We start from the raw sequence: 12520 nt of genomic DNA on the forward strand, positions 1-12520 counted from the left end.
GGAGAAAGGATACCTGTCGTCGTGGTCAGAAGGGGCGGCCGCAGCCGATGCGCGCACGCCGCTCGTGCAGGGCTGCCAGCACCAGCGGGCACATGAAGAGGTAGAACATGTTGCCGCTGTTGTGCGCCAGGAAGACCTGGGTCAGCCCGAAGCCGATGTACGACAGCGGCAGCATCACGCCGACCAGGCACAGCGAGAGCGATTCGCGGTCCATCTTGCCGGCGCCGTCGCGGATGCGCCGCGCCGTGGGCCAGAACATCACCAGCGGGATGCCGTAGAACGCGAACAGCAGCAGCACGCCGGGCAGGCCGCGCTTGGCGAACAGGTCCAGCACCTCGTTGTGCGCATGGCCGAACTCCAACACCACGGGGTGCGCGAGGCCGGCGGCCACGCGGCGTGCCTTTTCCTGCTCGTAGCCGGCCCGGCCCCAGCCGGTGAAGGGCCGGTCCCAACCCATCTGCCAGGCCAGCTGCCAGTGGGCCAGGCGCTGACCCACCGAGCTGCGGCCATCGCCGCGCTGCTGGTAGACCTGCATTTCCTGGCGCGCCTCGTCCACGCGCTGCTCCACGGCCGGCACCTGCGACAGCGCGGCCGCGGCAATGGCCAGCACGCACAGGCCCCAGTACACACGCCGCTGGCCCGTGGTGCGCACCAGCAGCCAGGCGCACACGGGCAGCAGCAGCACCAGCGCCAGCCAGCCGCCGCGCGACTGCGAAAGCACCGAGCCCACCGCGCCCAGGACGATGGCGGCCCCCAGCAGCAGCCGCTGCCAGGCCACCCAGCGCCGCCACTGCACGACCAGCAGCAGGCCGCTCATCACGGCCAGCAGCATGCTCAGGTTGCCGTACTGGATGGCGTTGGTGAAACCATCGGCGCGCGGCAATTGCCGCACACAGATCTGATAGATCGCCACCAACCCGCTGCCCACGGCCCCCACTGCCACGCCCATCCACAGCCAGGAGGCCCGCGGCTCGAAGGTCATGAGGTAGAAGATGCAGGGCAAGGCCAACAGGTACTTGGCCGGGCGGTCCATGCTGCCCCAGCCCCAGGTGGCGCCCACGTCGAGCAGCCACAGCGCGGCCATGCACGAGAAGGCCGCCGTGAGCCACCAGGCGGCACGCGGCGCCGGGCGCCGCCACCACACCGAGGCGCTGGCCAATGCCGCCAGCAGCAGCAGCGCCGCACCGTAGGAGTAGCCGGACGGCAGCCACAGCGCCAGGCCGGGCACCATGAAGGCGCCCACGCTGGCACTGCGCCCGAACCAGCGGTAGGTGCGGACCGTCACCGGATCACCCGGCCCGTGAGGCTGTCGCGGTCGTAGTGCAGCGCGGCATAGCGGAAGAAGCCTTCCAGCGCCACAAACAGGCTGTACAGGAAACCCGCGCCCCCGCACAGAAAGCCCAGGCGGAACACGTACAGGCGCAGGAACATCGAGCCGCCCGAAGCCAGGCCGCGCAGCACGCCGCCACGCTTGCCCAGCTCGGCGCGCTTGGCAGCGCCCAGCATCACGTACTGCGTGAGCTTTTCGAGGCTGGTGCGCACGGAGTTGCGCGTGTAGTGCAGCAGGCGCGCGCGCACCAGGCGGCGGGGCACTGCAGCGCCGCCGGGCTCGGGGTGCAGCTGGGCCTGCTCGTGCACCACGCCCGTGAACTCACGGACCATGGAGCGCACGAACAGGCGCTCGATGCGCGACTGCGAGAGGAAGTAGCGCAGCTCCTGACCAAAGGCCACCATGCGCCAGCGGATGGTCCATACCGCGCGCTCGCCCGAACGCACGATGGCCTGCACCTCCTGCTGGAAAGCAGGCGTCATGACCTCGTCAGCGTCGAGAAAGAACACATAGTCGCCGCGCGCATGGGCGAGCAGGCGGTTGCGCTGCACGGCAAAGCCCTGCCAGTCGGGGTAGGAATGGACTTCCGCGCCCAGGCCCTGGGCCAGGGCGACCGTGTTGTCCGTGCTGCCACTGTCGACGACCAGCACCTGATCGGCGAAGGCCGCGCTGCGCAGGCAGGCTTCAATACGGTGGGCTTCGTTGTGCGTGAGCACCGCCACCGTGAGCGTGGGCGACGCCTTTGCGTCGCCAGCGGCCACCGACATGGGTCAGTGGCCAGCGTGCACGTGCTCGCCCGCCTTCAGGCGGTACACCGTTCCGCAGTAGGGGCACTTGGCCTCGCCGCTGCGGCCCACGTCCAGATAGACCTTGGGGTGGCTGTTCCACAGTTTCATGTCGGCCTTGGGGCTGGGGCAGAAGACCCCGCCCTGGGCGTTCAGGTCCTTGGCCAGCAGTTCGATCACAGCTTGGGACATCGTTCAGACCTTTGCGAGCCAGTGGGCGTATTTCGGGTTGCGGCCGTTGACGATGTCAAAGAAGGCGCTCTGGATTTTTTCGGTGATCGGGCCGCGGCTGCCGCTACCGAGCTCGATGCGGTCGAGCTCGCGGATCGGCGTGACTTCGGCCGCCGTGCCGGTGAAGAAGGCTTCGTCGGCGATGTAGACCTCGTCGCGCGTGATGCGCTTTTGCACGATTTCCAGGCCCAGGTCCTTTGCAATGTGGAACACGGTGTTGCGCGTGATGCCGTTCAGGGCACCGGCCGACAGATCGGGCGTGTAGATCACGCCGTTCTTGATCACGAAGATGTTCTCGCCCGCGCCTTCGCTCACGAAACCGCTGCTGTCGAGCAGCAGGGCCTCGTCGTAGCCGTCGTCCAGGGCTTCCATGTTGGCCAGGATGGAGTTGGTGTAGTTGCTCACCGCCTTGGCCTGGGTCATCGTGATGTTCACGTGGTGGCGCGTGTAGCTGCTGGTCTTGACGCGGATGCCGCGCTTCATGCCTTCCTCGCCCAGGTAGGCGCCCCAGGCCCAGGCGGCCACCATCAGGTGGATCTGGTTGCCCTTGGGCGAAACGCCGAGCTTTTGCGAGCCGATCCAGGTCAATGGGCGCAGATAGCACGATTCGAGCTTGTTTTCGCGCACCACAGCCTTCTGGGCCTCGTTCACTTCGTCCTTGCTGAAGGGAATCTTCATGCGCAGGATCTTGGCGCTGTTGAACAGGCGGTCGGTGTGCTCTTCCAGGCGGAAGATGGCGGTGCCGTCGGCCGTCTTGTAGGCACGCACGCCTTCGAACGCGCCGCAGCCGTAGTGCAGGGTATGGGTCAGCACGTGGATCTTGGCGTCGCGCCAATCCACCATCTGGCCGTCCATCCAGATCTTGCCGTCACGGTCGGCCATTGAGGGAACTACGGGGCTCATGGGGGTCCTTTGGGTTGCTGTAGGTCGCAAAACAGCGATTTTACGGGGCCGGAGGGACCTCGGCCACCGGAGCCGGCGCCTCGTCCTGGGCGGGGCGCACCAGTTCCCACTTCACGAGCTTGCCATTCTTGAACTCGCAGGTCACGAAGGAGCGGGATCCATCCGTCCAGCGGTACAGCTCGGGCTGGGCACCATCGTCGGACAACAGCTGGCCCAGCGAGCGCGTCATGGCCACCACATGCATGAGGTTCACCCCGGGGCGCAGCTTGGCGTTGAGCATGACGGCGCTGCCGACGTGGCCGATGGGCCGGTCTGCCGCTTTTTTCAGCACATTCATGAGGCGCGTGAAGTGCAGCAGCGCCCACATCATGAGCCCGCCGCCCACGGCCGCCACACCCGGCCACCCATATTGCACATAGCCAAATGCCAGGCCACCCACCGCCGCGAGCGGCACCACGATATTGCGAAAATTCATGGGCGGTATTGTCTTATGCCCGGCGCGCACGGCCATCCGTGAAGACCGCAGGCCTGCAGGGCCCTCCCGGCAGCAGCACCAGAACCCCGCGCAGACCGCGCCCTTGTGGCAGAGACGCTCATTTCGTTGTGCAAACGCTACATCAAATGCAGGGCCGCGGCCGCCGTATGGCGCAACCGGGCGCCGCGGTTTACGCTCGCCCGGTTGATACAACCTGATACGCCGGGTGATGCCTGCGGGAGCACAAGCCATGAAACTGGACGACATACGCCTTTCCCCCAAGCTTTGGGGGTCCATCGTGGGCCTGCTGGGGGCCATGCTGCTGGTGTCCCTCTGGGCCCAGGCCCGGACCGACAGCGTCGTGGGCGAGGCCATGGCCTCGCTGCAGTCCTACGACCAGCGCATCACCCTGGCACTGCAGTGGAAGGGCGCGACCGAAACCACGGGCGAGCGCGTGCTGGCCAGCAATTCCACGCCCGATGCGGACCTGACCACGCTGTTCGATGGCCGCGTCAAGGCCGGCGTGACCGGCATCTCGGCCATCCAGGCCAAGGTGGTGGAACTGGCCACCAGCCCCGCCGACAAGGCGGCGCTGGAGCGCGTGGCGTCGGAGCGCACCAAGATCCTGGCCCTGAACAAGCAGGCGCGCGAGATCAAGCAAGGCGGCGATGCCGGGGCCTTCAAGACCTTCGTGGAGCGCCAGTACCTCGCGGCCATCGGCAGCTATGTGGACTCGCTCGAAGCCTTCGTGCAGCTGCAGCAGTCGCAGCGCGACGCCGCCAAGCAGGAAGCCGGCGCCGCCCTGGGCCGCGCACGGGTGCTGGCCTGGGCGATCCAGGGCCTGGTGTTCGTGCTCGGCCTGGTGCTGTCCTTCCTGCTGGTGCGCTCCATCAGCCGGCCGCTGGACCGCGCGGTGGAACTGGCCGACGCGATTGCCGGCGGCGATCTCACGGTGCAGGCCAAGGACGACCGGCAGGATGAGTTCGGCCACCTGCTGCGCACGGTGTCGCAGATGGCCGAGCGCCTGCGCGCGCTCGTGTCCGAGGTGCGCACCGGCGTGGATTCGATGTCCAACGCCTCGGTGGAAATCGCCACCGGCAACCACGACCTGTCATCGCGCACAGAACAGACCGCCGCCAACCTGGAGGAAACCGCCGCCAGCATGGAGGAGCTGACCGCCACCGTGACCCAGTCGGCCGATACGGCGCGCCAGGCCAACCAGCTGGCCAGCACGGCCGCGCAGGCCGCCGGCCGCGGCGGCGAGGTGGTGGCCCAGGTGGTCGACAGCATGCAGACCATCACCAACAGTTCGCGCAAGATCGCCGACATCATCGGCGTGATCGACTCCATCGCCTTCCAGACCAATATCCTGGCGCTCAACGCCGCTGTGGAAGCCGCGCGCGCCGGCGAGCAGGGCCGGGGCTTTGCCGTCGTGGCCAGCGAGGTGCGCAGCCTGGCCCAGCGCAGCGCCGAAGCGGCCAAGGAAATCAAGGGCCTGATCACGGCCTCGGTGGAATCGGTGGAAACCGGCTCCGGTCAGGTCACCCAGGCCGGCCAGGCCATGGACGAGATCGTCAGCAGCGTGCGCCGCGTCTCGGACCTGATCGGCGAGATCACGGCCTCGTCGTCCGAGCAGCGCGACGGTATCGCCCAGGTGAACGTGGCCGTGACCCAGCTCGACCAGATGACGCAGCAGAATGCCGCCCTGGTGGAAGAGTCCGCCGCGGCCGCCTCGTCGCTGCGCGACCAGGCCCAGCGCCTGGCCGAGGTGGTCTCGGTGTTCAATGTGGGCTACCAGCCGCCGGCCGCGCCAGCGCCCCGCCCCGCGCTCTCCGCCGTGTCTCCGCGCGCGCCTGCCGCCCAGGCCACAAAGAAGGTCGCCGCGCCGGCCAGCGCAGCCCGCAAGCTGCAGGCCCCCAAGGCCGCGCCCGCCGCTGCCAAGGCCCCCCCGGCCCCTGCCGCAGCACCGGCCAAGGCCAAGGGATCGGACGACGACTGGGAATCCTTCTGATCGGAGAGCCGCCCGGGCCAAAGGGCTCCTGCGGGGTATGCCTCACCGAGGTGGGTGGACGGGGTGCTCGGCCGCCCAGCGCGCGCTCCAGTCCCTGACCCAGGCCGGAATCTGGTCGGCGGGCATGGGCCGCGCAATGAAGTAGCCCTGGGCCAGATCGCAGCCCGACTGGAGCAGAAAGCCCCAGTCGTCGGCGTCCTCCACGCCCTCGGCCACCACCTCCATGCCCAGCTCCTTGGCCAGGCCCAGGCTGGCAAAGAAAATGGCGCGCAAGGTTTCGTTGTGGTGGGCGCCGTGCACGAAACCCTGGTCGATCTTGAGTTCATCGAAAGGCACATCGCGCAGCTGTGCCAGGGATGAATGGCCGGTGCCGAAATCATCGATGGAGAGCTTGAACCGGCGCAGGCGCAGGCGCGTGAGGATTTCCAGCGGCGCACGCAGATCCTTCATCAGCTGGCTTTCCGTCACCTCCAGCACGATGGACTGGGGCTTGACCTCGGCCGCCGCGGCCACGGCGGTGATCCGCTCGGGGAATTCCAGGGCATGCAGGTTGTCCATGGACACATTCACGGCCACCTTGAGCGCGAGGCCCTCGCGCGCCCAGGTGGTGCTGTCGCGCAGCGCCTGGGCCAGCACCACCTGGGTGAGCGCGTCGATCAATCCATGGGCCTCGGCCAAACCGATGAACTGGTCCGGGTACACCAGGCCGTCCTCCGGGTGGCGCCAGCGCACCAGGGTTTCCACGCCCACCACCGCGCCGGTCGAGACCGAGACCTTGGGCTGGTAGTGGTTGACCAGCTCTCCCGCCTGGATGGCCTGCGCCAGCCGCTCCACGCCATAGCCCTTGCCGTGCAGGTGCTGGGCCAGCCGCGCCGCGGGCACCCACCGCTCCACCAGCTGGAACAGCGCCTGCGGTGGCACGGGTTTTTGCAGGCTGCCCAGCACTTCGATGTGGTGAGCCTGCACCAGCCGGCGGGCCGAGTGCAGGGTGCGTTCATCCTCCCCGCTGACCAGGATCAGGCTACCGGTATAGCCGTGCTCGACCAGCTTGCGCACGAACTCCACGCCATCCATGCCGGGCATGTTGAGGTCGCACAGGATGAGCTGCGGTGCCAGCAGGGCATCGTCCACCCGGTCGAGCGCGGCCTGGCCGTTGTCGCAGGTATCGACCCGGGTGAATCCCAGGTTGGCCAGTTGCCGGGCCAGCAGCATGAGCATGAAGGGCTCGTCGTCGAGCACCAGGATGCGGATGTCCGATCGGGCGCTCATGGCGCACCGCCCCCCAGGTCGCCGGACAGGATCTCGACCAGGTGCCGATCGACGGTCGCCATCTCCAGCTTGAAATGCTGGAAGGCCAGCGACAGCGCATCGATCTGCCCCGCCGCCCCCACCTGCTCCATGTCGGCGCACAGGTCCCCCAGCGCCATGGCGCCCACCGACCGCGCTGCAGACTTGAGCTTGTGCACCGCTGCCACGGTCTTGGCCGCGCTGCCGGCACAGTAGGCCTGCTCCACTTCCTGGGCAATGCGCGCGGCACTGCTGCGAAAGGCCTGCAGAAACTCGCGCACGACCTGCGGGTCCTCCCCCACCAGGCTGCGCAGGACCTGGACATCGACCGGGCCGGCGGGCAGGTGCTGCAGGTCGGGGCTGCGCTCCCCCGGGGCCGGCGTGGCCGGCGCGGGCTTGGGCAACCAGCGCTCGAGCAGGTCCTGCAGGTCCGACAGGGGGGCAGGCTTGCTCATGTAGTCGTCCATGCCGGCATCCTTGCAGCGCTGGGCCTCCGTCTTGAGGGCATTGGCGGTCAGCGCCAGGATGCGAACGGGCGGCTCCACCGCTTCGGCGGCGTGGATGCGCGCATTTGCGCGCTCCTGCTCCTCGGCGCGGATCACCGAGGCCAGTTGGTAGCCGTCCATGCCGGGCATGTGCAGATCGGTCACGATCAGGGCATAGTCACCGCTGCGCCAGCGTATCAGGGCCTGCAGGCCGTCGCTGGTCAGATCGGCGGTCAGGCCCAGCAGCGACAGCTGCTGCATGATGACCTTCTGGTTGATTTCATTGTCTTCCACCACCAGGATCAGCCGGCGCTGGCGGCGTGCCTCTTCGCGCGACAGCGCCAGGGGCGCCGGCGCATGGCGCGCGGGCGCCAGCGTGTTCTGCTCGTCCTGGTAGGGCACTCGCCCCGCCGCCACGGCCACGGCGCGCAACAGCGCAGCGCGCGTCAGCACATTGCCGTCCACGGAGACGCGGTCTGAATCGAACTGCGGTGGGTAGCGGTGGGGGCCATGGCCGATGACCACGAAGTGCTGACTCAGCCCCGGATGGGAGCGCGCGATGGCGCGCAGGCGGTCGAGCGATGCGGGACTGTCGGCCTCAGTATTGACCACCCAGACCCAGGGGCCGGGCGCCAGGCTGGGCGCCAGCCGCCCGGCCGCCTCCAGGCTCGCCACATGCCGTGTGTGCGCGCCCGCGTTCGCGAGGTAGGTCACCAGATCGCCCGACAGCGTCTTGCCGTTACCGATGATGAGGCAGGACAGGCCGGCCACCAGGGAGGGGGGTGGGGGGGCCCCGTCTTGTGCGCCTGCAGCACCGTCCTTTGCGCCTGCAGTACCTTCCTTTGCGCCTGCGGCGCGCGCAAAAGGCAGGCGCAGTGTGAAGGTGGACCCCGCACCGGGCGCGCTGACCACGGAGATGCTGCCCCCCATGCGCTGCGCCAGGTTGCCGGAAATGGCCAGCCCCAGCCCGGTGCCGCCAAAGCGCCGCGTGGTGGAGACATCCGCCTGCGTGAAGGCCGTGAACAGCGTCGCCAGCGTGGCCTCACCCATGCCGATTCCATTGTCGATGACCTGGAATTCCAGGGTGACGCCCTGCGCGCCGTCCTCTACCAGCACGGCGCGCACCGCCACGCGGCCGGTGGTCTTTCCGCCCGCGGAGAACTTGATGGCGTTGTTCACCAGGTTGATCAGTATCTGGCGCAGGCGCAAGGCGTCGCCCCGCACCAGGCCGGGAATTTCGGGGTCGGTGAACAGGCTCAGTTCAACGCCCTGCTTCTCGGCCAGGCGGTTGAGCATCACGCACACCTTCTCGACCACCTCTCCCACGGCCATGGGCTCGCTTTCCACGTCCATGTGGCCGGCCTCGATCTTGGAGAAATCCAGGATGTCCTCGATGATGCTCAGCAGCGAGAACGCGGACTCGCGGATCAGGTCCACCATCGCCACCTGCGGGCTTTTCAGGCTGGAGCGCGCCAGCACGTCGATCATGCCGATGACACCGTTCATGGGGGTGCGGATTTCATGGCTCATCGCGGCCAGGAAGTTGGACTTGGCCTGGGCCGCCGCGTCGGCCTCGTTGCGCGCCACTTCGAGTTCTGCGCTGCGCTGGCGTTCGCGCGCATGGGCCGTGGCCAACTCGCCGTAGAGGCGGCTGCTCTCCAGCAGCAGCACGATGAGCACGAAGGACGATGCCAGCAGCCCGTACACCCGCCCGCCATAGAAGCCCAGGTCAAAGCGCGCACCGTTGAGCACCGAGGACAGAGCGATGTCCAGCAGCCAGGCCACCAGGGTCACCATCAGCCACAGGTCCAGCACGCTGTGCGCTTTTCTCCACAAGGACAGCAAGGCCACCAGCGACAGGATCCAGGTGCACACGGCCACCAGGAGCTTGCCCGAATCGTCCTGGTTGCCGCGCATCAGCACCGGCAGGGCGTCATGGCCTGTGGTGCTCAGCAGCACCAGCGCCAACGCCAACGCCAGGGTGCACAGGATGGCCCCTGCAATGCTGCGGCGCACCGAACCCTTCGCCGGTGCATGGGCACCCGCGCGCAGGCCCGACCGGTCCTTCCAATGGACATAGGCGAGCACAAACAGCGGAAAGCCGCCATGCCACAAAAAATACAACCACGCCGTGGTTTGCGGGCCTGCCCCCAGGGCGCCGCCCGGTGCAAAGAGCCCGGGAAAGCTCAGCCCGTGCGCCACCGCCATGCAGGCACAGAACAGGTAACCCGCCCCCAGCACCAGCAAGGCACGGGAACGCAGAAAGCTGTACTGACCGAACAGCAGCACGGTGGTGATCAGGTCGCTGGTGACCAGGGCGGTCTGGTAGATGGGGATGAAGGCGCCCACCTGCGGCAAGGCCACGCGCGCAAAGGGCGCAATCGCCAGAAAGATCAGCAGGGAGGCAAAAATCGCGGCAACGGCCACACGCCGCTGGCGTGTGTCTGCATCCAGCGTGGACAGAAAGGCCGACCCGCTGTCAGAAGGCGAACCCAGAGAATGCTCCATGGCCAACGCAGCCTCCCTCTGCAATCGCTAGCGGCGCCGCAGGTGCCTCTGAAGCGGGCATTGGCGGACGCCGGGCAGATTCGTCCAATGGACCCGAACCAGCTTAGTCCAAGTGCCCTGCAGGAGCAAGGAAAATGCTGCCGGGCCGGCCCAGGGAAGGGCGTTAGCCCATTTCACGCACCACGTTCATCGCCTCTTCCACACGCTCCACGGCGTGGATGGTGAGGCCCTCGATGGGCTTCTTGGGCGCATTCGCCTTGGGCACCACAGCGACGCTGAAGCCGAGCTTGGCGGCCTCCTTGAGCCGTTCCTGCCCGCGCGGCGCGGGCCGCACCTCGCCTGCCAGCCCCACCTCGCCAAAGGCCAGGAAACCGCGGGGCAGCGCCTTGCCACGCAGGCTGGAGGTGATGGACAGCATCACCGCCAGGTCGGCCGCAGGCTCGCTGATGCGCACGCCGCCCACGGCGTTCACGAACACGTCCTGGTCCATGCAGGCCACGCCCGCGTGGCGGTGCAGCACGGCCAGCAGCATGGCCAGGCGGTCCTTGTCCAGGCCCACCGAGAGGCGCCGGGGGCTGGGGCCACCGCTGTCCACCAGGGCCTGTATCTCCACCAGCATGGGGCGCGTGCCCTCCAGCGTGACCATGACGCAGCTGCCCGGCACGGGTTCGCTGTGCTGGCTCAAAAAGATCGCGCTGGGGTTGCTCACGCCCTTGAGGCCCTTCTCCGTCATGGCGAACACGCCGATTTCGTTGACCGCGCCGAAGCGGTTCTTGATGGCGCGCACCAGGCGGAACTGGCTGTGCGTGTCGCCCTCGAAGTACAGCACCGTGTCCACCATGTGCTCGAGCACACGCGGGCCGGCCAGGGCCCCTTCCTTGGTGACATGGCCCACCAGGACGATGGCCACGCCCGTGGCCTTGGCCGCGCGCGTGAGGTGGGCCGCGCATTCGCGCACCTGGGCCACCGAGCCTGGGGCCGAGGTGAGCTGGTCGGAGTACACGGTCTGGATCGAGTCGATCACGGCCACGGCGGGCTGGGTGGATTCGATGGTCGCGAGGATCTTTTCCAACTGGATTTCTGCCAGCACATTGACCTGGCTGTGGTCCAGCCCCAGCCGGCGCGAGCGCAGCGCCACCTGGGAACCGCTCTCCTCGCCCGTCACATACAAGGTGGGCAGGCCCATGCGCTGCAGCGCATCGAGCGCCTGCAGCAGCAGGGTGGACTTGCCGATGCCCGGGTCACCCCCGATCAGCACCACACCCCCCTCGACGATGCCGCCGCCCAGCACCCGGTCGAGCTCGTCGATGCCACTGGCCGTGCGCTCCACGTCGCTGGCCTCGATGGCCGACAGCGGCATCACCGCCTGGGCCTGTGCCAGGCCCGCATGCTGCGGCGTGCTGTAGCGGTTCTTGCCCGGCCCGGCGTCGGCCACCTGTTCGATCAGCGAGTTCCAGGCGCCGCAGGACGGGCACTTGCCCAGCCAGCGCGGGCTGGTGCCGCCGCATTCGGTGCAGGTAAAAACGGTCTTGTCCTTGGCCATGGTGTCGGGTGTCGTGAAGCGGGTGGGTGACTATAGCGGCCGGCAAATGCCCTGTGCACCTGTGCATGGCCGCAGGCTCCCGTACGATGTCGCCCTGGCACACGACGGACGCACGGACACGCACGCATGCACACCCCCACCAACACCTTCAAGCAGGCCATGGCCGAAGGCCGCACCCAGCTCGGCCTGTGGCTGGGCCTGGCCGATGCCTACAGCACCGAGATCCTGGCCGGCACGGGCTACGACTGGCTGCTGCTCGATGGCGAGCACGCGCCCAACGACCTGCGCTCGCAGCTGCACCTGCTGCAGGCCGTGGCCAGCGCCACCAGCGCGCTGCCGGCCGGAACGCAGCCGCCCCACCCCATCGCGCGTGTGCCCGTGGGCGACACGGCGCTGATCAAGCAGTACCTGGACATTGGCGCCACCACGCTGCTGGTGCCCATGGTGGACACGGCCGAGCAGGCGCGCGAGCTGGTGCGCGCCACGCGCTATGCGCCCGAGGGCGTGCGCGGCATGGGCAGCGCGCTGGCACGTTCGTCGCGCTGGCAGGCCTACCCCGACTATGTGCACGAGGCCAATGCCCAGGTCTGCCTGCTGGTGCAGGCCGAGACGGTGCAGGCGATGGAGAACCTCGATGCCATCGCCGCCGTGCCCGGCGTCGACGGCGTGTTCATCGGCCCGGCGGACCTGTCGGCGTCGATGGGCCACCCGGGCAACCCCGGCCACCCCGATGTGCAGGCCGCCATCCACGGGGGCATCGCGCGCATCCTGCGCGCGGGCAAGGCGCCCGGCATCCTCGCCACCAACGAAGCCCAGGCACGCCAGTGGCTCGCGGCGGGCGCGCGCTTTGTGGCGGTGGGCATCGACACCATGCTGCTGGCCAGTGCGGCCCGGCAGCTGCTGGCGCGCTTTCGCCCGGACGGGGCTGCGCAGGCACGCCCCAACGGCTATTGAATCAACCG

10 protein-coding genes are annotated in these 12520 nt (G+C 68.3%); 2 read left to right on the forward strand and 8 right to left on the reverse strand.

Annotated features, from left to right (window positions below; translation table 11 throughout):
* Positions 1-25 precede the first annotated feature (25 nt).
* Genes AC3WOH_RS18895 through AC3WOH_RS18915 form a run of 5 tightly spaced genes read right to left on the reverse strand, consistent with a single transcriptional unit; the run spans position 26 to position 3724 of the window.
* On the reverse strand, positions 26-1285 hold the full coding sequence (locus tag AC3WOH_RS18895) for an O-antigen ligase family protein (protein WP_492230851.1): 1260 nt from the start codon (positions 1283-1285) through the stop codon (positions 26-28).
* A complete protein-coding gene (locus tag AC3WOH_RS18900; RefSeq protein WP_492230852.1) occupies positions 1282-2097 on the reverse strand; it encodes a glycosyltransferase family 2 protein in 816 nt (271 codons plus the stop codon). The genes AC3WOH_RS18895 and AC3WOH_RS18900 overlap by 4 nt, the downstream gene beginning before the upstream one ends.
* Positions 2098-2100: 3 nt before the next feature.
* Positions 2101-2307: a zinc-finger domain-containing protein gene (locus AC3WOH_RS18905; RefSeq protein WP_184854883.1), complete on the reverse strand. Its 207-nt coding sequence runs from the start codon at positions 2305-2307 to the stop codon at positions 2101-2103.
* A gap of 3 nt (positions 2308-2310) precedes the next feature.
* Positions 2311-3249, reverse strand: a complete 939-nt coding sequence (locus AC3WOH_RS18910; RefSeq protein WP_184854884.1) for a branched-chain amino acid transaminase — start codon at positions 3247-3249, stop codon at positions 2311-2313.
* Between the two features lie 40 nt (positions 3250-3289).
* The gene (locus AC3WOH_RS18915; RefSeq protein WP_492230853.1) at positions 3290-3724 is read right to left on the reverse strand and encodes a glycerate kinase; all 435 of its coding nucleotides are present in this window, start codon (positions 3722-3724) and stop codon (positions 3290-3292) included.
* A 250-nt stretch (positions 3725-3974) separates the two neighbouring features.
* Here AC3WOH_RS18915 and AC3WOH_RS18920 point away from each other — a divergent pair, with 250 nt between their 5' ends.
* The gene (locus AC3WOH_RS18920; protein WP_492230854.1) at positions 3975-5735 is read left to right on the forward strand and encodes a methyl-accepting chemotaxis protein; all 1761 of its coding nucleotides are present in this window, start codon (positions 3975-3977) and stop codon (positions 5733-5735) included.
* A gap of 42 nt (positions 5736-5777) precedes the next feature.
* Here the strand turns inward: AC3WOH_RS18920 and AC3WOH_RS18925 are convergent, their stop codons facing one another.
* The 3 genes from AC3WOH_RS18925 to radA form a co-directional block, all read right to left on the reverse strand.
* A complete protein-coding gene (locus AC3WOH_RS18925) occupies positions 5778-7004 on the reverse strand; it encodes an EAL domain-containing response regulator (RefSeq protein WP_492230855.1) in 1227 nt (408 codons plus the stop codon).
* The gene (locus AC3WOH_RS18930; protein ID WP_492230856.1) at positions 7001-10015 is read right to left on the reverse strand and encodes an MASE4 domain-containing protein; all 3015 of its coding nucleotides are present in this window, start codon (positions 10013-10015) and stop codon (positions 7001-7003) included. Before AC3WOH_RS18930 ends, AC3WOH_RS18925 begins: the two co-directional genes overlap by 4 nt.
* Before the next feature lie 163 nt (positions 10016-10178).
* Positions 10179-11558 carry a DNA repair protein RadA gene (gene radA / locus AC3WOH_RS18935; RefSeq protein WP_492230857.1) on the reverse strand — a complete coding sequence of 460 codons (1380 nt, stop codon included), beginning with the start codon at positions 11556-11558 and terminating at the stop codon, positions 10179-10181.
* A 126-nt stretch (positions 11559-11684) separates the two neighbouring features.
* On the opposite strand from radA, the gene AC3WOH_RS18940 reads away from it, so the two are divergent.
* The gene (locus AC3WOH_RS18940) at positions 11685-12512 is read left to right on the forward strand and encodes an aldolase/citrate lyase family protein (protein ID WP_492230858.1); all 828 of its coding nucleotides are present in this window, start codon (positions 11685-11687) and stop codon (positions 12510-12512) included.
* The last annotated feature ends 8 nt before the right edge of the window (positions 12513-12520 follow it).

This window comes from Acidovorax sp. FW305-C-20-28, from assembly GCF_058783375.1.